The following is a 22,262-nucleotide window of genomic DNA, read 5'->3' on the forward strand; positions in this document are numbered from 1 at the left end:
ACGCCTGTGGAGACTGCGCTCCCTGTGGATACACCCGTATCTGCAAAGCGCGTCGTGGAAGCAGGAAGCCCTACCCTCAAGGAGCGAACGGCGCAAGCCGTGAGCGAGTAGGGTAGGGTAGTTCACTAGCCTGCCTGCAATTGCCGGTTAGGACACTGATAAGCGAGCAGTCCGGCGACTCACGGCACCAGCTCGTACAACAGGATAGCAAACAGAAACCGACCGGAGACAGGCTTACGAGATGAACTCGTTGTCGCGCCAGTTGACGCCCTCTTCCTCCTCGCCGTCGCGGGGCTCCTCTGCAACGTTTATCGCAGCGGGTCGCTCTTCCCCATCGACGATGCGGACGGCTTCGAGTTCCTCGTCGACCGCTGCAATCGCCGTCAGCGTCCCCTTTTCGGCGACTTTCGCGATGTCACACAGGACTTCGAACATCGCGTACTGGAGCGCGGTGTTCTGGAGCACGGTCTCGCGGTCGCCCTTGAAACAGGCGTATTCGACGAGTTCGGACTCGATTTCTTCCTCCTCCTCTTCGAGCGCGCCCCACTGGGGCCCGCCGCCGGAGCTGCCGGTACTCGCGGCTCCGGGCGGCCCCATCTCGTCGGGGTCCTCCTCGTACACCCGGTTCTCCGTGACGCTGGCTTTGAGCTGTGCCGTCGGGGTGTACTTGCTCATGGAGTCGTCCTTGGCGACAGCGCTGACGATGAGCGTATTGTTCCGACGGGTGATGTCGATGTCAGCGATCTCGGGTGGAAGATCCGGATCCTCGAAGAAATCGTAGGCGTCTTCCAGTGGCAGTTCAAGTGTCGAGTGAAGTCTGTATACGCGGCTGGTCATGGTTGGGGAAGCGTGTATCAGTCGTCGAAGGCCGTCCGCTGACGCTGTAGTCACTACTACATAGGGGCCACTTGCTTATATGACCTGTCCTTCATTCGCGGTTTCACCGCTCTCTATCAGGCACCATCTGAGGCACATATTAAAGGTATTTACAGACCTTCTAGCAGGACATATGTTAGCGGTATTCACTGCCTACTAGTCGTCCGCAGGTGTGGGCTCGCCGTCCTGCGGGCTGACATCCCCCTCGATACTGGGCGGGTACTTGCCGCGGTCGAGTGTCAGGTCCGACTGCGGCCGCGCCATGCAGGTCAGTGCGTACGTCTCCCGCTCCCGGTCGGTCAGTCCGCGGGCGGCGGGTTGTGTGACCGACCCCTCGACGATCTCCGCCGAACAGGCCAGGCACATCCCCACGCGGCAGGAGTACTCCTGGGCGATACCCTCCTCGATACACCGCGAGAGAATCGTCTCTTTCTCGGAGACGGTGATTTCCTCGCCCGTCCCCACGAACGTCACCGTGTACTCGGTCATGTTCGGCCCTTTGACACCCCCCAGCAAAACTCTTTATCACCGCTGTCCCGGAGTGAGACGGACTGCTGGAACTCACTGCCCCACCGGTCGCCCCCCGTCTGCCGGTCGTCGCGGGAAACAGGGACAGCAGTCCGCATGAAACCGATAGTCGGAATAATTTTCTCTCTCCGGGCAGGATGGGAGTGCATGACCACACACCAGGACGGCAACGCCGGCGGAGCGTCGGCGAACGCACGGACCGTGTCCGTGGACGTTGTCGTCGTCGGGGCCGGGACATCCGGCTGTTACGCCGCCGCGACCATCGCGGACGCGGGCTACGACGTCGTCGTCGTGGAGCGCAAAAACGAGACCGAGGCCGGCCACATCGCCTGCGGGGACGCGCTGAAAGGAGCCAGCGACTTCCCCGACGCGATTCCGAAGTCCCAGCTCGAACCGGCGTTTACCAACACGGACGTCGACCACGGTCGGTTCGAGATACCGCAGGAGGACACCGTCCTCGAAATCCCGGTCCCGGGCGAGCTCGCCGTCATCGACCGCTGGGAGTACGGTCGCTGTCTCATCGAGGGGGCAGTCGACAGCGGCGTCACGTTCCATTACGATACGGTCGTCCAGGACGTGCTCCAGGACGACAGCGGCCGCGTGACTGGCGTACAAGCCATGCGGAAGGGCGACCCGGTCACCTACGAGGGTGACATCGTCATCGACGGGGCCGGCGCGCTGTCGCTCCTGCAGGACAAGACCGACCTCGAAGACGCGACCTTCGATACGAACGTCCGGTACTCGCAATTCTGCTCGGCCTACCGGGAGATTATCGAGGTGGACGAGCCCGTCGAGTGGGACGACGCGCTCGTGTTCAAGCCGACCGAGCGCTCCGCCGGCTACCTCTGGTACTTCCCGCGCACGGACACGGAGATCAACGCCGGCCTCGGCTTCCAGATGAACGAGGAGCCGATGGAACTGGTCGACGACCTCAAACGCGACCTCCGTGGCCGAAGCGAGTTCGAGGGCGCGGAGGTACAGGACAAACTCGGCGCCGCGCTGCCGACCCGCCGGCCGTACGACTCCGCCGTCGCGCCCGGATTCATGGCTGTCGGCGACGCCGCCGGACACGTCAACCCGACGACCGGCGGCGGTATCGCCGGTGCGGCCTACGCCGGGACATACGCCGCCGAACAGGCCATCGAGGCCATCGAATCCGGCCGAACGGACGACGAAGCCGCGCTCTGGGAGTACAACGAGCGCGTGATGGACCACTTCGGGGCCCGCTACGCGGCGCTTGACGTGTACAACATCTTCACCACCGCCTACGACGTCGACGACCTGATGGCCCTGCTGGCCGCGCTCCCCGGCGAGAAGCTCGCCGAGGCGCTGTACGGCGGTTCGACCAGCATCGGGCTCGGCCTCAAACTCAAGATGGCCGTCAAGAGCATCGGCCACCTCGGGACCATCCGGGACCTCTACCAGACGAAGAAGGCCGCCGACCGACTGCTGGAACACTACGAGTCCTACCCCAGTGACCGCAGCGGCTTCGAGGCCTGGCAGCGCGAGCGCGACTCGATTATGGACGACATCTACGAGGTCACCGGCGCAGAGCCGAAGTACTGATTCGACGGGTCAATGTGTTTTCGGTCGGTGTCGCCGTCTGGTTCGGTTTTTTTCCGGCGGCTGGTACAGCGGTGTTACTCGCTGTCTGGATAGTAACCGAGTACAATGTAAACCATACGCTTGAACAACAAGTTTTATTATTTGACAATATGATATCTAAATGAGGTCACTCTAGGGTCGGTTGACCGGGGGGTCACCGAGACGGAGACAGCGTGTCTGCCGTCGCCCGAGTGGGGGTAGATTATGCCAGGGAACGCGTTCCGATCCGACGACAGCGCAGTCTCACCAGTTGTGGGTGTTATCCTGATGGTCGCAATAACGGTGCTGCTGGCGGCGACAGCAGCGACCTTCTTTCTCGATCTCGGCTCCGCCGGCCTCGGCGAAAGCGCGCCGCAAGCCGCGTTTACGTTCGACTACGACGCCGGGAGTCCCGACAGTCTGGCAATCGAGCACCGGAGCGGCGACCCGGTCCGGGCCGGGGACCTGTACATCGCCGTCAGCGGGGCTTCGACTGCCAACGGACAGCACGGGTTCACGAGCCTCGGCGGCGCACCGGCGGCCGGCTCGGAAATCACTGCCGGATCACGAGTCACGTTTTCGAGAGGGTCACTGGACCTCTCAGATGCGACGGTCACGCTGAACTGGAAACCGCCGGACCGTGACCAGTCAATCCGGCTCGCCAGGTGGGAAGCGCCATAGCTCACTCGCTCAGCCGGCGGATGGCCTCGCTGACGACGTCGATACCGATAGTCAGCGAGTCCTCGTCGACATCGAACGTGGGTGTGTGGTGACCGCCGGGATGGTCGGTCCCGATGCCGACGAAGGTCGCCGTTCCGCCGTGGGCCTGCACGCGGTCCATTAGGTAGGTCGCGTCCTCGCTCCCGCCGAGGTCGTCGGTCCGGAGGCGGCTGGTGACGCCGGTAACGGATTCCGCCGCGTCGTACACCACGCCCGCGAGCGCGTCGTCGCTGACCGCGCTCGGCGCTTCTGCGGACGTCTCGATGGTGACTTCGCAGTCGTGCATCTCGGCTGCGGAGGACATGACGGTGTCGGCGCGCTCGCTCATGTACTCCTTGAGCGGGGTCGTCTCACCGCGGACCTCTCCCTGCAGTGTCGCTTCTTCGGGGACGATGTTCGTCGCCGTGCCGCCCTCGACGACCCCGGCGTTGACCCGCGTCGCGCCGTCGCCGTGCCGGCGGATCGCGTGGAGGTTCTGTACGGCGGTCGCAAGCGCCTGGACGGCGTCCCGTCCCTGTGCCGGATGCCCTCCGGCGTGGGCCGTCTCACCGGTGAACGTCGCTTCGAACTGCCGCACCGCGAGGAAGCCGCCGACGCCGGCGACGATTTCGCCGGTCGGGTGGTCGAGGCCGATGTGTATCGCTAGCAAGTGGTCCACGTCGTCGAGGTGGCCGCTCTCGGCGACGGCCTTTCCGCCGCCGATGACCTCCTCGGCGGGCTGGAAGACGAGTTTGAACGTTCCACGGAAATCGCTCCCTTTCACGGCCTCCAGCACGCCGAGACCGATAGTTGCGTGGGCGTCGTGCCCGCAGGCGTGCATGTATCCGTCGTTCCCCGAGCGGAACCCCGCTGCTGTCGGGGCGTGGGCCGCGCTGTCTGACTCCCGTATCGGAAGCGCGTCGATGTCGACCCGGAGCGCGACGGTCGGTCCCTCGCCCTGTTCAAGCACGGCCAGCGCACCAGTGAACCCGCCGTCGGCGGCCTCCAGCACGTCCTCGCGGGCACCGGCCTCGCGGGCCTTCCTCTGCCAGTCTCCGAGTTCGTCGTCGTCGGGCACTGCCATCCGTGCGCCGCCGTCTACGACGTCCTGACCGAGATACAACTCGTCGACGCCGATGCGCTCGAGTTCGTCGACGATGCGACTGGTGGTGTAGAACTCCCGCCACGCGGGTTCCGGGTAGCTATGCAGGTCACGTCGGACGGACCTGAGCCGCTCCTGTTGGGCCTCGTTCATGCCGGCGAAACGGGACACAGTTACTTATAAGAATCCACGGAAGCGGACGGCGGCTCTACGACCCGCTGCCGACCTGCGTCCGCTGTTCGACGCCGGCCTCGACGTGGATGGCGCTCGGGAAGGTCCGCTGAGTGACTGTACGTGCGAACTCCTCGTAGCCGACAATCTCTATCGTCCGGGTGTAGACGGTGTGGTTCCAGGACTGGAACCGGCCGCCGCTCGGTCCCAGGGACTTCGACTGCGGAATCCGCAACTCCCGTGGCTGCTTCGGGTGCGGGCCTTTCAACTCGACTCCTTTCTGCTCGGCGTTCTCTTTGATCTCTGTGACAACGTCGTCGAGGCGGTGTCGGTCCCCGCTCGTGAACGTCAGCGTCGTGACGAAGGGCATCTATAGCCAAAGACTCAGCCGCGAGTGACAAAAGGTCATCTGTTTTCGCTGTGTCTCCGATATTCTCTTAAGTAGCGGTGTCATAAAATCCGATAATGATAGAGGCCACGAGCGCGGGAGCCATCCTCTTTCGCGATACGCGTGGCCGGCGGGAGTACCTCCTGCTCAAGAGCCGACCCGGCGATTGGGAGTTCCCCAAGGGCGGCGTCGAGGGCGAGGAAGAGCTCCAGCAGACCGCCATACGCGAAGTGAAAGAGGAGGCCGGAATCGGTGATTTCCGGCTTTTAGACGGGTTCCGCGAAGACTACGACTACGTGTTCGAGGCGAACGGCAACACCATCCACAAGACGGTCCACCTGTTCGTCGCGAAGTCGTTCGAAGCGTCAGCCGAACTGTCCACAGAACACCGCGACCTGCAGTGGCGCGACTACGAACAGGCCATCAACACTGTCACGCAGGACGGCCCGCGCGAGATACTCGAACAGGCACACGAGTTCCTCGACGACCGGGAGGACGAAGAGGAGTAGGTGAGTACGGGCGGCACTCGGCCGTATCGGTACAGCAGCCCGGGTGGGGTACTCTGGATAGCTCTGGCTTTGGCCGGTAAGCCACTGCACCGAGCGCTCCGAAGGGCCTGCCAACGTAGAACCGTAGATACCAATCCAATACAGAATTTGTCATTTTGAGAGTGTTTCTCGGGATGGCAAATTCAGCTGAGCGTGGATATGATGGATAAACAATACTTCGGCTGCGGACAGCGCTCGAGACGGGTGCTTGCGGTTTAAAACGTTTATACGCAACGTACACGTCGATTCTAACAGTATTTTTAAATAAGATAAGATTGCACTTTGCAAAGAGGCGTTCAAAATGTTAGAAGATGGACTATCGTATCCTATGCAAGGCGACAGTTGGATAGCACAGATGCTTATCGGCGGCGTACTGCTGACGTTCTTCTTTCTCCTGATACCACTGCTCGCGTTCAACGGGTACCTGCTTCGCGTGATCGGAACGACCGTCCGGGGGGAGTCCCAGCCACCTGCCTGGGACGACTGGGGAGAGCTCATCGTCGACGGAATCAAGTTCACTATTGTCGGGCTAGTGTACTCTATCGTTCCCATGGTCGTCATCTTCGGTGTCGGCGGCGCACTCATCGGACTGGGCGGAGCAGCCGGGAACTCGGGTGGTGGACTCATCGCCGGATTCGGGCTGATGGCGTTTCTCCTACTGATTCCGGTGTTGTTCCTGATCTACTACATCGTCCCCGCAGCACTGGCGAACATGGCGGTCGAGGGGAGCCTCGGCGCGGCGTTCGACTTCTCGTTGCTGAAAAACGTCGTCCTCACGACCGACTACTTCATTGCAGTTCTCATGCCCATCGTCGTCGGCATCATCACGAACATCATCAGCAATATTCTGGCGTTTACCGTCATCGGCCTGATTCTCGTCCCGTTCGTCTCCTACTACGGGCAGGTCGCCGTCTTCCGGATGTTCGGTACGGCTTTCGCCAATCAGACTAACCAGAACGCACAGCAGGTGACCGGGCCGACCACGTCAATCTAACCCATCAGTTCTTACGCGCCCGGCTGTTTTTTCGAGATACGTGACTTCGAGTGGTGGAGCCGATTCGGACTCCGAGTTCGCCTTCGAGCTGTCTGTCTGTCAGTGGGCCGAGCGAGCGTGGTCGCCGGCCGACGACGCCGCGGTGCTGGTCGCCAGACAGTTCGGGACGAAACACCGCCGCTGGGACACCATCGTCCTGGAGTGTGACCCCGAGGGACTCCGGGAACGGGCGAAGTTCGGCGGAGACTCGTTCGATTTTGACCTCCTGCACGTCCTCCGGCACGCCCCGACCGACTGGGCGTACTACCGCGACGCGCTGCCCGACCCGGGATACCCGTGGCGATACGTCCGGGAGTCGATCCACGAGGCGGCCGACCGGGGCGCCCTGGAAACGCGCAAGCGGGGCAACCGAATCCAGATTCGTCGGGTGCGTCCCTATCCGGACTGGCTCCGGCGGGTCGTCGCCATCGAGAACAAGCCCGACCTCACTGCCAGCGCCGCCAGGAACCTCGTCCCGCAGCTACAGCGGGACATCGCGCTGTCGCTGGCCGACGAAGTGTGGGTCGCGACGGCGGCGACCGACGAGCGCGTGGAGCCGGTCCTGCTGGCGGACCTGCCCGCGGCCGCCGGGGTGCTGACCGTCGACCCCGAGTCCGGCACGGCCGAGGCGGTCTGGCAGCCGCGGTCGCTGTCGGTCGACGACCCCGGAACGCGCATCCTCGACCGACCGGCTGACGACACCAGCGCGGCGCGGTTCGAGTACGTCGACACCGAGTGGAAACGGGAACGGCGGCTCGCAATCGCCGAGCGAGCCTACGCCCGCGGGTGGCGCGCCTACGCGGACACGATGCGCCCCGACTGCCGACACTTCCAGCTCACTGCGGACGAGACCGGCGTGTATCCCCACTGCGCGGCCAAAGAGTGTCTGCCGACGGCGGCGGAGTGTCGGGGGCAATGTCCCGCCTACGAACCGGAGCCACCGGCCTGGCGGTCGGTTGACTGGCCGCTCGACGGCGGGCCGGGGAACGCAATAAAGCGGTTGTTAGCGCGGCGACGACGCCGTCAGCGGCCGGGGCTGCCGGAGTGACGGCGTTACACCGCGGTCCGGACTCACTCTTCGGACAGCTCGATGTCCAACTCGTCGCGCGGAACCGCCAGTCTGAACGTCGGCACGGTCTTTTCGACTGTCTCCACGATACCCTTGTCCGCGAGGCTGCGAAGCGCGGAGCGAACCTCGTCGGTGTCGCGGTCCTCGCCGACCTCGCGGAGGGCGTGTAACACGGCGACGACGCTCTGGCTCTCCTCGTCGGGGCCGGCGATAACGTCCACGATAGCCTGCTGGAGCGGGGTGACTGTCACCGTCTGAATCCGGTCGGAGTCCTCCCCGTCGATGAGCGTCGTCGCCTCCGGCGTCGCACAGATGAGGCTGTTGTCGTTGCGGTAGTAGTACTCCTTGAGTTCGGATTCGAGGTACTGGTGTACCTCGCTCCCGCTGTCCATGTCCCAGCGCTCCTGTAACTCGCCGTTTTTGGTCGGCTGGAGTTCGACGATGTCGGCGAGCCGTTCGCGGGCCTCCTCCGAGAGGGTCATCGGACGGCGGTACGGCGACCACGTATTTCGGTGTTTCTGAATCCCGCTCACTCGTGTCTCAGCGCGTCGATAGGGTCGACCCGCGCCGCACGCCACGCCGGGTAGAGGCCGGCGACGACGCCGACGAGTACGCCGACGCCGACAGCCAGTCCCATCCACAGCGGCGCAAGCGAGAACGTGACCTCGGCGTAGCGGGTCGCACCGTAGCCGACAGCGAGCCCGAGCGGGACGCCGAGCAGCGAGCCGAACGTCCCCAGCAGTGCGGCCTCGACGAGGAACACCTGCATCACGTCGCGGTTGCGCGCCCCGACGGCTTTCATGATGCCGATCTCGCGGGTCCGCTCGGTGACGCTGACGAGCATCACGTTGGCGATGCCGATAGCGCCGACGACGAGCGCGATGACGGCGATACCGGTGACAAAGCGCGTGATGCGCTCGATGACGTCGCTGATCTCCTCGACGAAGTCGTTGCCCGACCGGGCGACCAGTTCCGTGTCGTCGGCCGACAGCGACCGCGCGTCCGCGTCGCCGGAGATGTACGTCTGAATCGCCGACTGCGTCTCCGGAATCTCCCGCGGGTCGACGACCAGGGTCACCTGCGGGTACGCGCGCTGTCGCACGCCCGCTGACGGGCTCTCGACGACGGAGTCGTAGAACGGGTCGATGGGGACGTACACCCGCGGCTGGCGGGCGAACTCGCTGACCGGGACTTCGCCACGCGTCCCGTTGACCACGCCGACGACGGTGACGTTACGCTCGCCACCGTCGGGCATCGTCATCGTGAGGCGCTCGCCGGTCGTGAGGTTCTCGGAGAACGACCCGGCCATGCGCTCGTTGACGACGACGGCCTCCTCGTCGGCCTCGAAGGAGCGCCCCTCGACGAGGACGCCGTCGTTGATACTGGCCGGTCTCGTCGCCGTGACCTGCTGCCTGGCGAGCGTCTGGTTCCCGTGTCGTACCGACTGCGTCTGGACGATACCCCGCGGGAGCACCGCTTGTACCCCCGGAATCCCCTCTAGCTGCTGAATGTCGTACTCCGTAAACACCGGCTGGAGCGTCCGGTCGAAGTCGTCGTCGCCCGACGGCGTCCCGAACACGTAGATGTTGCCCGCGTTCGACGTCTCGATGTCGCCGACGATTTCGGCCTCGACGCTGGCCCCGAACGTGGCGAAGGTGATGACCGAGGCGATGCCGATGACGACGCCGACGACCGTCAGCGCCGACCGGAGCTTGTGGGCCCTGATCGACCGGAGCGTGATGCGCACGCTCTCGCCCGTGTCCATCAGTGCTCGCCTCCGGAGACGTCCTCGACGGACTGGATGTGCCCGTCCTCGACGTGGACGATTCGTTCCGCCCGCTCGGCGACGTGGCGCTCGTGGGTCACCAGCAGGAACGTGTTGCCCGCCGCGTGCAGGTCGTCGAACAGGTCGAGTATCTGTGCGCCGGTGTCGGTGTCGACGTTACCGGTCGGCTCGTCGGCCAGAATCAGCGCCGGGTCGGTCGACAGCGCGCGGGCGATGGCGACCCGCTGGCGCTGGCCGCCGCTGAGCTCCGCGGGGACGTGGCCGGTGCGGTCGGCGAGGCCCACCTCGGAGAGCAGCGACGCCGCCCGCTCGCGGCGGCGGTCCCGGTCCCAGCCGTCGAAGACGAGCGGCAAGGCGACGTTCTCCACCGCGCTCAGTCGCGGCATGAGGTTGAACGTCTGGAAGACGAACCCGACCTCCGTCCCGCGGATGTCGGCCCGCTCGGCCTCGCTGGCCGCCGAGACGTCCTGTCCGTTGACGACGACCCGCCCCGACGACGGCGTGTCCAGCCCGCCGATGAGGTTCAACAGGGTGCTCTTGCCGGAGCCGCTCGGGCCCATCACCGCGGTGTAGGACCCGGCCGACAGGTCCAGGCTCACGTCGTCCAGCGCCGTCACCGTCCCGCCGAGGTCGTACTCCTTGCTGACGCCGTCGACGCGGACGGTCGTGTTCGCTGACTCGCTCACGGTCCCGCGTACGGACTCGACGGCAATGAGGGGTTCGACCGCAGGAACGCTCGGGGATAGTAGTTCGCGTTGTGAGAGGAGCAACCCACTTACCACTCCAGTCCTAAGGCCAGACAATGACAGCCGATACCGGACGGAGACTGGCAATCGTCGCGGTGTTTGTCACCGTTGGACTACTGGCTGCCGGGGCGGTCGCCGGCGTGTCCGGCCTCAGCGAGATGGGACAGCCGTCCGGCGACGACGTGCTCGAGCAAACCGAGCAGCGCTACGACGCAGCTGAGACGATTACCGGAACCGCGACGGTGACCGTCGCGAACGATTCGGCGTCAAGGACTGCCACGGTCGAGTACGCCGCTGCCGAACCGAACAAGGCGTGGGCCGCCGTCACGAGCGAGGACCGGTCCTACGAGATGGGGACGAACGGGACCGTCGTCTGGGCCGTCGGAGAGAACCAGTCGTACGCCCGCGAGCTGTCCGAGAAATCGGTGGCCATGAACGACACTACGGACCCGGTTCCAGAGGAGAACGTCACCGCGACGCTTCGCGGGACCGCTGAAGTCGACGGCGAGTCGACGTACGTGCTGGACCTCGAACCGGCAAACGAGAGCATCGACGCGCCGGACACCACGCTGTGGGTCGACACAGACGACTACCGCGTCCACAAGCTGACCACCGACGACGGGACGAACCGGACGGAGGTCACCGTCGAGGAGACGACGTTCAACGTCAGCATCGACGACAGCCAGTTCGCCCCGCCGGCTGACCGGGTCGCCGTCACGACCACCGAGACGTACGACTCCTACGACGCGGCCCAGTCCGCGACGGACCTGGACCTGCCGGCATACGAAGACGGGACCTTCCAGGAAGCCCGGTACATCAGCCGGCCCGAGAGTACGGCCGTGGCCCAGCAGTACGACGCCGACGGGGAGAACGTGACGGTCTTGACCGCCACCGGCGCATCGAGCTATCTGGACGACGTGGAGAACGGGACGGCGGTACAGGTGAACGGGCAGGACGCCACCGCAATCGAGCGCGAGGACAGGGCCGTCGTCTACTGGACCGAAGACGGCGTCACGACTGGTGTGGTCGTCGAGGGGACGACCGAGGAGGCCGTCGCTGTGGCCGAAGAACTGTAGCGACGTCCGAGGGTTTTCTGCGTTCTACAGGCCGCCCAGCGTCGCCTGGACTGACGCCCAGTGGCTCCCTTTCCAGAAGTGCTGCCCGCAGTCGGTACAGCGCCAGACCGGCTCGTCGCTCGCACTCGGCGCGTACTCCGGCGTCGGTTCTACCGGGTCGACCTGTTCGACCGGCCCGTTGCAGACGCCACAGTGGGCCGGCTCGGAGGCGAGCGAGAGGTGGAAGCCGGCGTCGGCGAGTTCCCGCAACTGGTCCTCGACCGCCCGCTCGCTGAGTAACAGACTGTCGGACGCGCGGGCGGCGAGGTCCTGGTCCCGAGTAATCACTAACCGGTCTTCGTGTTCCGCCAGGGCGAGGAGGTCGTCGTCGGCCTCGGCGTCCCGGTCCAGCGCGTAGGCCGTGTCGTAGCCACACATCCGCAGATAGGTGGCGAGTTTGCCGAGCATCGCATCGAGGGCGAGCCGGTCGCTGGGGGTGTCCTCAGACATCGAGGAACTCGCGGAGCCCCTCGGCGTCGCGGGTGTTCAACACGTCGTCCGTTTCGGCCCATCCCCGCCGGGCCGTGTGGACGCCGTAGCGCAGGAGGTCGAAGTTGCCCGGGCTGTGTGCGTCCGTGTTGATGGCGATTGTCGCGCCGGCCTCGATTGCCTGCTTGACCGCCCCGCCGCGGAGGTCCAGCCGGGTGGGGTTGGCGTTTATCTCCAGCGCGGTGTCGCTGTCTGCGGCGACCGCCGCGAGGCGTTCGATGTCGACGTCCAGGCCTTCCCGGCGGTTCAGATAGCGGCCCGTCGGATGCCCGATGACGTTCACGTCGGGGTGTTCCGCGGCGGCGACGAGGCGGTCCGTGCCGTCCCCGTCCAGCGCGGCGTGTGGCGAGGCGACGACCACGTCCAGTTCCGCCAGCAAGTCGTCAGCGACCGAGATCCCCCCGTCTGCGGCGATGTTGGCCTCGACGCCGGTGAACACGTCGATGTCGGCGTCCGCCGCGACCGACTCGACTTCTGCTATCTGCTCGCGGAGCTTCTCGTCGGGGACGCCGACGCCGCCGACCATCCCCGGTCCGGTCGCGTGGTCCGTGACGGCGAGGTAGTCGTGGCCGAACGCGGCTGCGCCCTCCACCATCTCCGCGATGGTGTTGCGGCCGTCCGACCAGTTCGTGTGGATGTGGATGTCGCCCCGGAGCTCGCCCTCGGCGAGGAGGTCCGGGAGCGCCCCTTCGGCGGCAGCCTCAACCTCGCCGCGGTTCTCGCGGAGTTCCGGCGGCACCCAGTCCATGCCCAGCGCGTCGTACACTGCGTCCTCGGTTTCGCTGGCCACCAGTTCGCCGGCCCGCTGGCCGTCGTCCTCGACGCCTTCGACATCAAACACGCCGTACTCGTTGACTTTCAGGTCCCGCTCGATGGCGCGGTTGCGGACCGCCACGTTGTGGTCCTTGCTCCCGGTGAAATACTGGAGCGCCGCGCCGAACTCCGACGGGTCGACGATGCGCAAATCGACCCGAACGTCGTCCGCGTAGGCGCTCGCTTTCGTCTCGCCTGACTCGATGACCCGGTCCAGTCCCTCCCAGTCGGCGAACCGCTTGCGGACGGCCTCGGGGTCGGTGCTCCCGACGAGCACGTCCACGTCGCCGATGGTCGGTCGCCAGCGCCGGATTGACCCGCCGAGCGCGCACTCGTCTACGGCGTCGCCGGCGGCCATGTAGCTCCGGATCCGGTCACCGCGTGGCCGGGCCTCGCCCAGCAGCGACCGCTCGTGGGCCTCGCGGGCGAAGTCGATGTTGTCGAGGATGTTCTGCTCCGTTTTGGCGCCGAAGCCCGAGACCTCCTGTATCTCGCCGGCCTCGGCAGCCGCCTCCAGTTCGTCGAGAGTAGTGATGCCCAGCGCCTCGTACAGCGTGCCGACGGATTTCGGCCCCACGCCCTCGACCGCCGTGAGGGCGTCCATCTCGACGGGAAGCTCCTCCCGGAGCTCGGTCAGTTCCTCGATTTCGCCGGTTTCGAAGTACTCGACGACCTTCGCGGAGATAGCGTCGCCGACGCCGTCTATCTCACCGACGCTGTCCTCGCCCTCGGCGGCCAGCCCCTCGATTGCTCCGGGGAAGTCCCTGATGTTCTCGGCCGCCCGGCGGTAGGCTCGGGGCTTGTACTCCACGCCTCTCGCGTCCAGCAGGTCGGCGAACTCCTCGAGCAGTGTCGCGACTTCGTCGTTCCGACTCATGTTAGTAGCTCCGACCGGCACGACCAGTGCCGGAGTCCGCGTCCTCGTGTCCCAGTGCCTTCTGGAGGAACTTCATCCAGCGCTTCCTGTCGGCGGCCTCCTGTGCCTGCGCTTCCTGTTCGATGTTCGCCGCACCGAGCTGTTCGAGGGCGTTAAGCGCCCGGTCGATGCCGATGATGGCCGTAGCGAGTTCCTCGCCGCGCTCGTAGCTCACTTCGTTGTCCTCGATGCGTTGCTTGCGCTGGAGGCGCTCGCGACGCAGGTTCTTCTTGGCCTGCTTTACGCGTTCGCGTTCACCACGCGGCACCGTCTCCCGACGCTTTATCTCGAAGACGAACGACCGGAGTTCGATCTCCTCGCCCTGGATGTTGATCTCGTCGGGGATGTCCGCACCGACGGTCGCGCTGTCGCGTTCGATGCGCTCCAGCAACTGTTTGCGCTCGAACTCTTTCACTACGCCAGTGTTAGAGCGGGTCGCCCTTACTCGCTTCGCCCACAGACACAACTCGATTTGCTCAAAGCGGCCCGCTTGGCCCCACTCCCGTGTCCCTGTCCCGCCTCTCTGTCTCGTTGCGCTGTGAACAGTCCTGACCGGGACGGAACGGCGTCGGCGATATCTTTTTTATTCTCTCTCTCCTTCTCACTGTACAAGAGTAACACCGTCCCGCTCGTTTACTACATGACTCTAACTTTCGAACCGCTCGAGGACTGTCCCGGGCTCGCGGTCATAGACCAGATCGAGCGCCAGCGGTACCGGATACACACGCCGACACCCATCGCGCTCAGGGAGGCGGCGACCGACGTGTTCCAGTATCCGGTCGGGGACGCTGTGCGGATACAGACACGCGCTATCGAACTGCCGACAGTCGTCATGGTGTACGTCCGTGACGACGACGGGGCGATAGCTGCAGAGGTCGCGCAGTTCGAGTCGGAGACGCTCCCGGCGGATGACTACGTGCTGGACCCGCTGACACAGATCAAGACGTACATGCGAGTCGAGGACGCGGCGATGGAGGTCACCGTCGACTCGGACCGGACCCGGATCGAGTTCGACGCCCCGACAGAGGTGCTCATCGGCGCTCGGTCCCAGCACGACCGGCCGGCAGCCACGGTCACGACGACCGAGCGCCCGGCTGACGTGATGGCCGCCGTCGAGACGTTCGGGTCGGCGCTCAAGGCCCACGACCCCGAGCGCTCCTACCCGACGCTCCGCGGCCATCCTCCGGCGATCGAAATCGGAGACAGTCTGGACATCCCCGGGGATATCGAAAAGCCGGACACCGGTGTCACGCTCGAACTGCCGCCCGACCTCGCGTCGGTCTTCGTCGCCGCACCGCTTTCGTACTATCTCGGCGCCTCGATCGTCCCCGCGTCCACCCCGCGGCTCACGACCGATACGGGGTTTACCTACTCGCTCGATACCGCCCGAGGCTTCGAATCAGAGGTCGGCCGCACGCTCAAACGCCTGTTCTTCCTCGATTGTGTCACGCGCACAGAGGGGTTCCACCAGATCGACCTGCACGAGCGAGCGGCGATAGAGCCGTACGTGGACCTCGACTTCGAATCGCTGTATCAGCAACCGCTGGCGGAGCAGGTCGCCGCCTACCTGCAGGTCCCGTACGACGTTATCGAAGACCACATCCCGAAGTGGCGGCTGACGACGCATATCGACCCTGTGTCCGCAAACGCGGAACAACTGCCGTACGTCGTCGACGACCTGGCTATTGTCCGCACACACCAGCAACAGCGGCTGAACCAGGCGAGCGTTCCGGCGGAGGTCGAAGCCGAGTTCACCCGAGACGACGTCATCACCCGCGCCGCGAGTTCCGACACTGCCACCGCCCCACCCGAGACGGACTACGTCGAACCGCAGGCCGAGGACTCGCTCGAACAGGCCTGGATCGGGGACAGCATCCCGATCGGCGCGAGCAAGCTGACCAAAGCGGCGTTCGAACACCGCCTCGACCGCGACACGAACGCCGAGGACATCACCATCCGCGTCGTCCAGAACGACGCCCGGATGGACGAGGAGCGCCAGCTCGTCGACGAGGTGTACGGCACCCGCGACGACCTGCCGTTCGACGTCACAGTCCACGACGACCTGACGACGGCGGAACTCAGGACCGTGCTCACGACAGACGCGGAGTTCTTCCACTACATCGGCCACACCGAACACGACGGCTTCGTCTGCCGCGACGGTAAGCTCGACGTGACGACGCTCGATTCGGTCGGCGTCGACACGTTCCTGCTGAACGCCTGCAACTCCTACAATCAGGGACTCGGTCTCGTCGAAAAGGGCGCGATCGGCGGCATCGTCACGCTCAACGAAGTCCTGAACGACGGCGCGGTCCGAATCGGTGAGTCTGTCGCACGACTGTTGAACTGCGGGTTCCCGCTTCGAGCGGCGCTTACCATCGCCCGTGGCGAGAGTATCCTCGGTGGACAGTACATTGTCGTCGGTGACGGTGGGGTGACTGTTACCCAAGCAGGAAGTGGAACACCGAACATGCTTGAAATCGAACCTGAGAGCGGATATTGTAATATGGAGATACATACATATTCTACAGATGACAAAGGAATTGGAAGCATATTTATGCCATATATTGAGGATAACAACGAACATTTCTTAACTTCTGGAAAAATAGGGCCGTTTAAATTATCAGAACAGCAATTAACTCAATTTCTTAATATGGAGGAAGTTCCTATTAGACTTAATGGGGACTTGACTTGGAGTTCGTCCATTAGCGTAAGCAATCTCTATTAAATTGGATTACAACTTGTGGGGTCAACTCTTGACCTCCAGTCCTTCTAATAGACGATTCAGAAAAGCTCTTCGTTTATTACTTCTGTTTACGGTCCAAAGTAAGTTGAGCCGTTCCCGGCTGCTGCAGTCCCTGCCTGAGACAGTAGCATCAGGAGGGTGAACAGTGCGCCGGCCATTTTCGGGTGCTCTGCGAGGTATTCGCGCATGGTGGTATCGGACATGATACAGATTAGATGATGGGAGGGAGATAATTAAATTTATTTGAAAAGTACCTACATATTATATATTGTATTAAGCATAGAATTAAAAGATAAATCCAGCAACCAACAGACCAGGCTCTATCCGCGTTTCTGGGGGGCAGATTGCGCGCCTGACCCGTGTACTCACAGGGGAGGTTCGGCGATACCCCCATCAGTAGCATTTAGTAGACTGGTACGTAACTAGTGAGCAGGATTGGGTATTGATGTTCGAAAGGAAATTGCCTGGCGTCCATCCGGGATATACCATCCCCGCTGGCTACCGCCACGGCACGGACGTAGGGGGTCCGACGACGTGTGCCACGAGCGCTGCCAGTGTGACTGGACGGACGAGTGCTTTCGAGTTCAGTGCTATCGACAGCACCGGGGGGAACGATGAATACTGAGAAGCAGTGGCAGCTCGGAGAAGCGACAGTGGAACTCTCCAGTGGGGCCATCAGCGGAAGCCGTCGTGCGGCGACGCGACGCGAGCCGCTTCTCCGAACCGAATCAGCGGGTCGCCGCGACGAGATGCGGGCGGAGGTGCCGATTCCGCTGGCGAAAGTCGAGCAGTCCCAGCAGTGCACCGTGTTGCACGTCGACGACGACCCACAGGTGGGTGAGCTGGTCGCGGTGTATCTCGAACGTATCAACGACGATTTCGAGGTCGTGACGAGGACGAGCGCCGTCGGGGCGCTCGATGTCCTCCGGACGGAGCAGGTCGACTGTATCGTCAGCGATTACGACATGCCAAACACCGATGGGCTGGAGCTTCTGGAGCTCGTCCGCGAGCAGTACCAGGACATCCCGTTTATTCTGTTCACTGGCAAAGGCAGCGAGGAGATCGCCAGTGAGGCGATTGCGTCGGGCGTGACGGACTACATGCAGAAGGGAGCCGGGTCGGATACGTACGACGTCCTCGCCAACCGAATCCAGAACGCCGTCGAGCAACATCGCACCGAACAGCGGTTCTGGAACGCGCTCTCGTGGTACCAACGGCTCGTCGAACAGGAGCTCGCGGGCGTCTGTATCATTCAGGACGGGAGGTTTGTCTACGTGAACCAGAAGCTTGCGGACATTTTCGGGTACGACCAGAGCGACCTCATCGACGAATCCCCGGCAATCCTCACAACGGAGGGCGAGGGTGACCGGTTCCCCGACACGCTCCGACCGGCAGAGTCAGACGAGCTTGACACGTTCCACTCGGAGTTCGAGGGGCAACAGGCCGACGGCGATACGCGGACCATCGAGGTGTCAGGCGGGTCGATAGAGTACGATGGCGACCCGGCGTGGATCGGCGTGCTTCGGGACGCAGAAAACGAGCCCGAAAGCGGCGAGTAAGCCACTGCGTTGCTAACGTGTGCCGCCTTCTGACTTGTGTGACTCTCGTGTCCCGGTATCGTCCCGACCGCTCGGCGGCTGGTCCACTGTAAGCACAATCCCTTTCCACGGCCCTCTCCTACTGTAGCGCAATGTCGGAGTGCGATGCCTGTGGAAAGCAGGAGAACATGCCGTACCAGTGTGGGCACTGTGGCGGGACCTACTGTGCGGAACACAGACTGCCCGAGGCCCACGATTGCCCCGGGCTGGACAACTGGAGCGATCCGGGCGGCGTGTTCGACAGCGGGTTCGACGAGAGCGTAAACACCGGCCAGACAGCAGGGGGCGGCGGCGTCGCCGACCGGCTCGGCATCGACACCGGGCCCGGCGGGCCGCTGGCGTACTTCCGGGGGAACGTCACGTACCTGTTCCTGGCGATTATGGGGATCGTCTTCATCCTCGAACACGTCGTCATCCTCTCTCTGGGCAGCGACGCGTTCCAGACGCTGTTCGTCCTCCATCCGGACAATCCCGAATACGTCTGGACCTGGGTCACGTCGGTGTTCTCACACGCCCCCTTCGGGTTCTATCACATCCTCGGCAACGGGATTATCATCTACTTCTTCGGCCGGCTCGTCGAGCAACAGATCGGGTCGAAGAAGTTCGCGGTCTTCTTCCTCGTCTCCGGCGCGCTGGCGGGCCTCGGACAGATCGCTATTCAGACGGTACAGGGAACGTCCGCCGGCGTTCTCGGAGCCAGCGGCGCGGCGCTGGCTATCATGGCGTTCCTGACCGTCCTGAAACCCGACCTCCGGGTGTACCTGTACTTCCTGATTCCCGTCCCGATATGGGCGATCACCGGCTTTTACTTCCTGTTGAGCATCTTCGGGTCGCTCAATCCGATGGGGGCCGGACTGCTCGGCGGGAACATCGCGCACCTCGCCCACCTCATCGGCCTCGTCATCGGGCTCTGGTACGGCCAGAAGGTAAAGGGCCGGGCCCGGATACCCGGCCAGATACAGTTCGGCGGTGGCGGCGGCCCCGGCGGTCCAGGTGGACCGGGCGGCCCCGGCCGGCGTCGCCCGTGACGATGCACCCGGTTCGCCCCGAGTTCGTCCCCGACCCGTCCCTTTCACGGCCGGAGATGGAAGCACTGCAACGGGATATCGCCGCTGTCGCGCGGTTCGAGGACGACCTGGATTTTTCGCCCAAAACAATCACGCGCACCGGAGACGCCCTTGACGGCGACCAGACGACGCTGAGTGCTGGCGACGAGACAACGGAAACGGACCCGCCGGTCGTCGCCGGCGTCGACCAGGCGTTCGTCGACGACAGGGCCGTCTCCGCCGTCGTCGTGTTCCGAAACGGCGAGGTAATCGAGCGGGTCAGCGCTGTCGAGCGAACCGAGATTCCGTACATTCCCGGTCTGCTGTCGTTCCGCGAGGGCGGCGCAATCCTGGCCGCGTTCGCGGAGCTGGAGACCGACCCCGACGTGGTACTCGTCGACGGTAGCGGCCGCATCCACTTCCGGGAAGCCGGGCTGGCGACACACATCGGGGTCACGCTCGACGTGCCGGCCGTCGGCGTCGCCAAGAGCCTCCTCTGTGGTACGCCGGAGCGGTCCCTCGAGGAGAGGTACCCGGAAGGGACGCGGATTCCGATTACGGCCAACGACGCCGTCGAAACCTGTCCGAACGGGACACTCATCGGGCACGCGGTCCAGACCCGCCAGTACGACTCGCCGAACCGGTCCATCAATCCGCTCATCGTCAGCCCCGGCCATCGCGTCAGTGCAGGTACTGCGGCGGACGTCGTCGAGGCCACCGCCGACGGCTACAAGCTCCCCGAGCCGACCCGGCTGGCCGACAGCTACGCCGACGAGGCGAAGGCAGGGGTCGAGTAACTCGTCCGGATAACCGACAGTTAACTTCCCGGGGTGTGTTCTCCCGGCCAACACATGGCGAAGACGGTGCTGATTACCGGAGCGTCCTCGGGTATCGGGCGGGCGAGTGCCGAGGCGTTCCTGGCCGACGACTGGACTGTCTGGGCGACCGCCCGCGAGGAATCGGACATCGACGACCTCGCCGAGAGCGGCTGTGAGACCGCCGAGCTCGACGTGACGAACCCGCGCGAATGCGAGCGGGTCGTCGAGGCGCTCGTCGATTCCGAGGGGCGGCTCGACTGCCTGGTGAACAACGCCGGCTACCCGCAGTTCGGCGCGGTCGAGGACGTGTCGACGGCGGCGCTGCACGAGCAGTTCGACGTCAACCTCTACGGTCCGCATCGACTCATCCGCGAGGCGCTCCCGCACATGCGGGCCCGCGAGAACGGGACCATCGTCAACGTCTCCAGCGTCGCGGGCCGTATCGCGTTCCCGAACCAGGGCAGCTACGCCGCCTCGAAGTTCGCCCTGGAGGGGCTCAGCGACGCGCTCCGGATGGAAGTCGAGGAGTTCGGCATCGACGTGGTGCTCGTCGAACCCGGCCCGGTCGAGACCAACTTCGACGACCGCGCAGACGAGGAACTCAACAACCTCGAGAAGTCCGGCGCGTACGACTGGCTGTATCAGGCCCACGAGGATTCCAGCCTCGTCGGCATTCAGGACGCGCTGTCTGTCACACCCGGGACGGTCGCGCTGACCATCCGCGACGCCGCCAGCGCCAGCGACCCCGAGCCGCGGTATCCCGTCGGGCAGGGCGCGCAACTGCTGCTCATGCTCGACTACTTGCCGGCGCGGTGGCGCGACGCGGCCTTTGGCGTCATTCGGAAGCTGACGAGCTAACCTACGACTGTGGCCGATATCAGTCCAGACAGGCCGCAACGACCGACAGCAGTCGCTCGCCCCGCACTTCCTCCGCGAACAGCGGCACGCGGCGCACGTCGTGGCCGCGGAACATGTCCTGTGACCGGGCCAGCGCGTCCTGCTGGACCTGCCAGCGCCGCGCACAGAACTCGCAGTCGGCGTGGTTCGGGCCGGCGATGTCCACGTCTTCGCCCAGGACTTCGCTGGGGTCCTGCATCACCCGATTGACCACGACCGTGCTGACGGGGATGTTGAACTCGCCGAGCTGGGCGAGCAAGCGCTCGGACTCGACGACCGAAAGCTCCTCTGGCACCATCACGATACGGAAGTCAGTCTTCCGTGGGTCCTGCAGGATCGACCGCAAGTGCTCGATTCGGGCGGACAGTTCCTGCAGGTCCTCGATACCGGCTTCGGCGTCGACGTCCTGGTCGTCACCGAACATCCCGGTGAGGTTGTCCATCATCCCGGAGAAGCGCTCGCGGAGCTGCAGCACCTTCCCGACCATCGAATCCATCGTCTCGGGGAGCTCCAGCAGGCGGAGGGTGTGGCCGGTCGGGGCGGTGTCGATGACGACGCGGTCGAACCGGTCGTCGTCGACGTAATCCAGCAGGAGCCGGAGCGCCGCGGCCTCGTCGGCCCCGGGCATCGACCCGCCGAGCAGTCCCTCCTCGCCGCCGATGGGGTCCTGGGCCTGGCCCCCGCCTGCCCCGCCCCCGCCGAACATCCCGTCGCCGCCGAGGAGTTCGCCCACGCCGCCCAGTGCGTCCTCCTCGACGCCGAGCGGCCCCTCGCCGACGGCGGCCTCCGGGTCGATCTCCGCGGCGTACAGCGGGACGTCCTCGCGGATGCGCGTCGGCGTCGCCGGGATGTCCGCCTCCAGCGTGTCCGACAGGGAGTGTGCGGGGTCCGTGGAGACAACGAGTGTCGTTGTGTCGTCACGCGCGGAGGCAAGCGCCGTGGCCGCGGCACACGTCGTCTTGCCGACGCCGCCTTTCCCGCCGTAGAGGACGTACTCCGCCGCGTCGATTCCCGCGGGTGCGTCGATGTCGTCGACCGCCTCGACGTCGAGTTCGCTCATGACAGGAGCTACGCTCCTCCGGACTTGAGTACTTCCCGAAAAGGAGGTGTCCTACTGCCTCGAGGACCGCGCTTCACGGACGTCCGCGCCGTCCCGGAGTTTGTCCTCACAGTTCGGACAGACCCGGGGGCCATGGCCTTCGACGGCTTCTGGTGTAAAAACCCGTACGTACTGCTCGGTAACGAACTCGCCGCAGTTCTGACACTCGGGCATCTATAGGTACACTCGTTCCACGAT

23 protein-coding genes are annotated in these 22,262 nt (G+C 64.6%); 11 read left to right on the forward strand and 12 right to left on the reverse strand.

Annotation, left to right across the window (positions count from 1 at the left end):
- Window positions 1-234: 234 nt before the first annotated feature.
- Window positions 235-837, reverse strand: a complete 603-nt coding sequence (locus KZ498_RS09765) for a hypothetical protein (protein ID WP_004516874.1) — start codon at window positions 835-837, stop codon at window positions 235-237.
- Window positions 838-1,032: 195 nt separating this feature from the next.
- On the reverse strand, window positions 1,033-1,365 hold the full coding sequence (locus KZ498_RS09770) for a 2Fe-2S iron-sulfur cluster-binding protein (protein ID WP_312618522.1): 333 nt from the start codon (window positions 1,363-1,365) through the stop codon (window positions 1,033-1,035).
- Window positions 1,366-1,551: 186 nt separating this feature from the next.
- Here KZ498_RS09770 and KZ498_RS09775 point away from each other — a divergent pair, with 186 nt between their 5' ends.
- Together KZ498_RS09775 and KZ498_RS09780 are read left to right on the forward strand one after the other, a co-directional pair.
- The gene (locus KZ498_RS09775) at window positions 1,552-2,970 is read left to right on the forward strand and encodes a geranylgeranyl reductase family protein (RefSeq protein WP_312618523.1); all 1,419 of its coding nucleotides are present in this window, start codon (window positions 1,552-1,554) and stop codon (window positions 2,968-2,970) included.
- Window positions 2,971-3,213: 243 nt separating this feature from the next.
- A complete protein-coding gene (locus KZ498_RS09780; protein WP_312618524.1) occupies window positions 3,214-3,669 on the forward strand; it encodes a type IV pilin N-terminal domain-containing protein in 456 nt (151 codons plus the stop codon).
- A 1-nt stretch (window position 3,670) separates the two neighbouring features.
- On the opposite strand, the gene KZ498_RS09785 is transcribed toward KZ498_RS09780, so the two are convergent.
- Window positions 3,671-4,942 carry an amidohydrolase gene (locus KZ498_RS09785; protein WP_312618525.1) on the reverse strand — a complete coding sequence of 424 codons (1,272 nt, stop codon included), beginning with the start codon at window positions 4,940-4,942 and terminating at the stop codon, window positions 3,671-3,673.
- 55 nt (window positions 4,943-4,997) lie between these two features.
- Window positions 4,998-5,330: an uS10/mL48 family ribosomal protein gene (locus tag KZ498_RS09790; RefSeq protein ID WP_312618526.1), complete on the reverse strand. Its 333-nt coding sequence runs from the start codon at window positions 5,328-5,330 to the stop codon at window positions 4,998-5,000.
- A gap of 95 nt (window positions 5,331-5,425) precedes the next feature.
- On the opposite strand from KZ498_RS09790, the gene KZ498_RS09795 reads away from it, so the two are divergent.
- The 3 genes from KZ498_RS09795 to KZ498_RS09805 all read left to right on the forward strand — a co-directional run bounded on the left by KZ498_RS09795 (window position 5,426) and on the right by KZ498_RS09805 (window position 7,977).
- A complete protein-coding gene (locus KZ498_RS09795) occupies window positions 5,426-5,857 on the forward strand; it encodes an NUDIX domain-containing protein (RefSeq protein ID WP_312618527.1) in 432 nt (143 codons plus the stop codon).
- A gap of 367 nt (window positions 5,858-6,224) precedes the next feature.
- Window positions 6,225-6,890, forward strand: coding sequence for a DUF4013 domain-containing protein (locus KZ498_RS09800; protein WP_312618528.1), 666 nt, complete (start codon window positions 6,225-6,227; stop codon window positions 6,888-6,890).
- Window positions 6,891-6,930: 40 nt separating this feature from the next.
- The gene (locus tag KZ498_RS09805; RefSeq protein ID WP_312618529.1) at window positions 6,931-7,977 is read left to right on the forward strand and encodes a DUF5787 family protein; all 1,047 of its coding nucleotides are present in this window, start codon (window positions 6,931-6,933) and stop codon (window positions 7,975-7,977) included.
- A gap of 23 nt (window positions 7,978-8,000) precedes the next feature.
- Here KZ498_RS09805 and KZ498_RS09810 read toward each other — a convergent pair whose 3' ends face one another.
- Genes KZ498_RS09810 through KZ498_RS09820 form a run of 3 tightly spaced genes read right to left on the reverse strand, consistent with a single transcriptional unit; the run spans window position 8,001 to window position 10,470 of the window.
- Window positions 8,001-8,480 carry a DUF5797 family protein gene (locus tag KZ498_RS09810; protein WP_312618530.1) on the reverse strand — a complete coding sequence of 160 codons (480 nt, stop codon included), beginning with the start codon at window positions 8,478-8,480 and terminating at the stop codon, window positions 8,001-8,003.
- Window positions 8,481-8,527: 47 nt separating this feature from the next.
- Window positions 8,528-9,763, reverse strand: coding sequence for an ABC transporter permease (locus KZ498_RS09815; RefSeq protein ID WP_312618531.1), 1,236 nt, complete (start codon window positions 9,761-9,763; stop codon window positions 8,528-8,530).
- Entirely contained in the window at window positions 9,763-10,470 is a 708-nt protein-coding gene (locus KZ498_RS09820) for an ABC transporter ATP-binding protein (RefSeq protein ID WP_312618532.1), read from the reverse strand. The genes KZ498_RS09815 and KZ498_RS09820 overlap by 1 nt, the downstream gene beginning before the upstream one ends.
- 116 nt (window positions 10,471-10,586) lie before the next feature.
- On the opposite strand from KZ498_RS09820, the gene KZ498_RS09825 reads away from it, so the two are divergent.
- Window positions 10,587-11,606 carry an outer membrane lipoprotein carrier protein LolA gene (locus KZ498_RS09825; protein WP_312618533.1) on the forward strand — a complete coding sequence of 340 codons (1,020 nt, stop codon included), beginning with the start codon at window positions 10,587-10,589 and terminating at the stop codon, window positions 11,604-11,606.
- Window positions 11,607-11,630: 24 nt separating this feature from the next.
- On the opposite strand, the gene KZ498_RS09830 is transcribed toward KZ498_RS09825, so the two are convergent.
- The 3 genes from KZ498_RS09830 to KZ498_RS09840 are packed head-to-tail and all read right to left on the reverse strand — an operon-like array spanning window position 11,631 to window position 14,278.
- Window positions 11,631-12,095: a Mut7-C RNAse domain-containing protein gene (locus KZ498_RS09830; protein WP_312618534.1), complete on the reverse strand. Its 465-nt coding sequence runs from the start codon at window positions 12,093-12,095 to the stop codon at window positions 11,631-11,633.
- A complete protein-coding gene (polX, locus tag KZ498_RS09835) occupies window positions 12,088-13,824 on the reverse strand; it encodes a DNA polymerase/3'-5' exonuclease PolX (RefSeq protein ID WP_312618535.1) in 1,737 nt (578 codons plus the stop codon). The genes KZ498_RS09830 and polX overlap by 8 nt, the downstream gene beginning before the upstream one ends.
- Before the next feature lies 1 nt (window position 13,825).
- Window positions 13,826-14,278: a DUF5788 family protein gene (locus KZ498_RS09840; RefSeq protein ID WP_312618536.1), complete on the reverse strand. Its 453-nt coding sequence runs from the start codon at window positions 14,276-14,278 to the stop codon at window positions 13,826-13,828.
- 225 nt (window positions 14,279-14,503) lie between these two features.
- Between KZ498_RS09840 and KZ498_RS09845 the strand changes: the two genes are divergently transcribed.
- From KZ498_RS09845 to KZ498_RS09865, 5 genes are all read left to right on the forward strand, one after another.
- Window positions 14,504-16,588 carry a hypothetical protein gene (locus tag KZ498_RS09845; protein ID WP_312618537.1) on the forward strand — a complete coding sequence of 695 codons (2,085 nt, stop codon included), beginning with the start codon at window positions 14,504-14,506 and terminating at the stop codon, window positions 16,586-16,588.
- A 632-nt stretch (window positions 16,589-17,220) separates the two neighbouring features.
- On the forward strand, window positions 17,221-18,165 hold the full coding sequence (locus KZ498_RS09850) for a response regulator (protein WP_312618538.1): 945 nt from the start codon (window positions 17,221-17,223) through the stop codon (window positions 18,163-18,165).
- A 131-nt stretch (window positions 18,166-18,296) separates the two neighbouring features.
- Window positions 18,297-19,232, forward strand: a complete 936-nt coding sequence (locus tag KZ498_RS09855; protein ID WP_312618539.1) for a rhomboid family intramembrane serine protease — start codon at window positions 18,297-18,299, stop codon at window positions 19,230-19,232.
- Between the two features lie 2 nt (window positions 19,233-19,234).
- The gene (locus KZ498_RS09860) at window positions 19,235-20,047 is read left to right on the forward strand and encodes an endonuclease V (protein WP_312618540.1); all 813 of its coding nucleotides are present in this window, start codon (window positions 19,235-19,237) and stop codon (window positions 20,045-20,047) included.
- A gap of 54 nt (window positions 20,048-20,101) precedes the next feature.
- The gene (locus KZ498_RS09865; protein ID WP_312618541.1) at window positions 20,102-20,926 is read left to right on the forward strand and encodes an SDR family oxidoreductase; all 825 of its coding nucleotides are present in this window, start codon (window positions 20,102-20,104) and stop codon (window positions 20,924-20,926) included.
- A 19-nt stretch (window positions 20,927-20,945) separates the two neighbouring features.
- On the opposite strand, the gene KZ498_RS09870 is transcribed toward KZ498_RS09865, so the two are convergent.
- Both KZ498_RS09870 and KZ498_RS09875 read right to left on the reverse strand, forming a co-directional pair.
- Window positions 20,946-22,025, reverse strand: coding sequence for a TRC40/GET3/ArsA family transport-energizing ATPase (locus tag KZ498_RS09870; protein ID WP_312618542.1), 1,080 nt, complete (start codon window positions 22,023-22,025; stop codon window positions 20,946-20,948).
- Between the two features lie 51 nt (window positions 22,026-22,076).
- Window positions 22,077-22,238, reverse strand: a complete 162-nt coding sequence (locus tag KZ498_RS09875; RefSeq protein WP_004516852.1) for a hypothetical protein — start codon at window positions 22,236-22,238, stop codon at window positions 22,077-22,079.
- Between the last annotated feature and the right edge of the window lie 24 nt (window positions 22,239-22,262).

Source organism: Haloarcula sp. 1CSR25-25, assembly GCF_032027985.1.
Lineage (GTDB): Archaea > Halobacteriota > Halobacteria > Halobacteriales > Haloarculaceae > Haloarcula.

What these genes read in the sequence shown, in the direction of transcription:
- KZ498_RS09855 (WP_312618539.1), top strand. Translation starts at nt 18,297, where the DNA reads ATGTCGGAGTGCGATGCCTGTGGAAAGCAGGAGAACATGCCGTACCAG.
- KZ498_RS09860 (WP_312618540.1), top strand. Translation starts at nt 19,235, where the DNA reads ATGCACCCGGTTCGCCCCGAGTTCGTCCCCGACCCGTCCCTTTCACGG.
- KZ498_RS09825 (WP_312618533.1), top strand. Translation starts at nt 10,587, where the DNA reads ATGACAGCCGATACCGGACGGAGACTGGCAATCGTCGCGGTGTTTGTC.
- KZ498_RS09875 (WP_004516852.1), bottom strand. Translation starts at nt 22,238, where the DNA reads ATGCCCGAGTGTCAGAACTGCGGCGAGTTCGTTACCGAGCAGTACGTA.
- KZ498_RS09785 (WP_312618525.1), bottom strand. Translation starts at nt 4,942, where the DNA reads ATGAACGAGGCCCAACAGGAGCGGCTCAGGTCCGTCCGACGTGACCTG.
- KZ498_RS09865 (WP_312618541.1), top strand. Translation starts at nt 20,102, where the DNA reads ATGGCGAAGACGGTGCTGATTACCGGAGCGTCCTCGGGTATCGGGCGG.
- KZ498_RS09870 (WP_312618542.1), bottom strand. Translation starts at nt 22,025, where the DNA reads ATGAGCGAACTCGACGTCGAGGCGGTCGACGACATCGACGCACCCGCG.
- KZ498_RS09765 (WP_004516874.1), bottom strand. Translation starts at nt 837, where the DNA reads ATGACCAGCCGCGTATACAGACTTCACTCGACACTTGAACTGCCACTG.
- KZ498_RS09790 (WP_312618526.1), bottom strand. Translation starts at nt 5,330, where the DNA reads ATGCCCTTCGTCACGACGCTGACGTTCACGAGCGGGGACCGACACCGC.
- KZ498_RS09845 (WP_312618537.1), top strand. Translation starts at nt 14,504, where the DNA reads ATGACTCTAACTTTCGAACCGCTCGAGGACTGTCCCGGGCTCGCGGTC.
- KZ498_RS09850 (WP_312618538.1), top strand. Translation starts at nt 17,221, where the DNA reads ATGAATACTGAGAAGCAGTGGCAGCTCGGAGAAGCGACAGTGGAACTC.
- KZ498_RS09815 (WP_312618531.1), bottom strand. Translation starts at nt 9,763, where the DNA reads ATGGACACGGGCGAGAGCGTGCGCATCACGCTCCGGTCGATCAGGGCC.
- KZ498_RS09830 (WP_312618534.1), bottom strand. Translation starts at nt 12,095, where the DNA reads ATGTCTGAGGACACCCCCAGCGACCGGCTCGCCCTCGATGCGATGCTC.
- polX (WP_312618535.1), bottom strand. Translation starts at nt 13,824, where the DNA reads ATGAGTCGGAACGACGAAGTCGCGACACTGCTCGAGGAGTTCGCCGAC.
- KZ498_RS09795 (WP_312618527.1), top strand. Translation starts at nt 5,426, where the DNA reads ATGATAGAGGCCACGAGCGCGGGAGCCATCCTCTTTCGCGATACGCGT.
- KZ498_RS09800 (WP_312618528.1), top strand. Translation starts at nt 6,225, where the DNA reads ATGCAAGGCGACAGTTGGATAGCACAGATGCTTATCGGCGGCGTACTG.
- KZ498_RS09780 (WP_312618524.1), top strand. Translation starts at nt 3,214, where the DNA reads ATGCCAGGGAACGCGTTCCGATCCGACGACAGCGCAGTCTCACCAGTT.
- KZ498_RS09770 (WP_312618522.1), bottom strand. Translation starts at nt 1,365, where the DNA reads ATGACCGAGTACACGGTGACGTTCGTGGGGACGGGCGAGGAAATCACC.
- KZ498_RS09775 (WP_312618523.1), top strand. Translation starts at nt 1,552, where the DNA reads ATGACCACACACCAGGACGGCAACGCCGGCGGAGCGTCGGCGAACGCA.
- KZ498_RS09810 (WP_312618530.1), bottom strand. Translation starts at nt 8,480, where the DNA reads ATGACCCTCTCGGAGGAGGCCCGCGAACGGCTCGCCGACATCGTCGAA.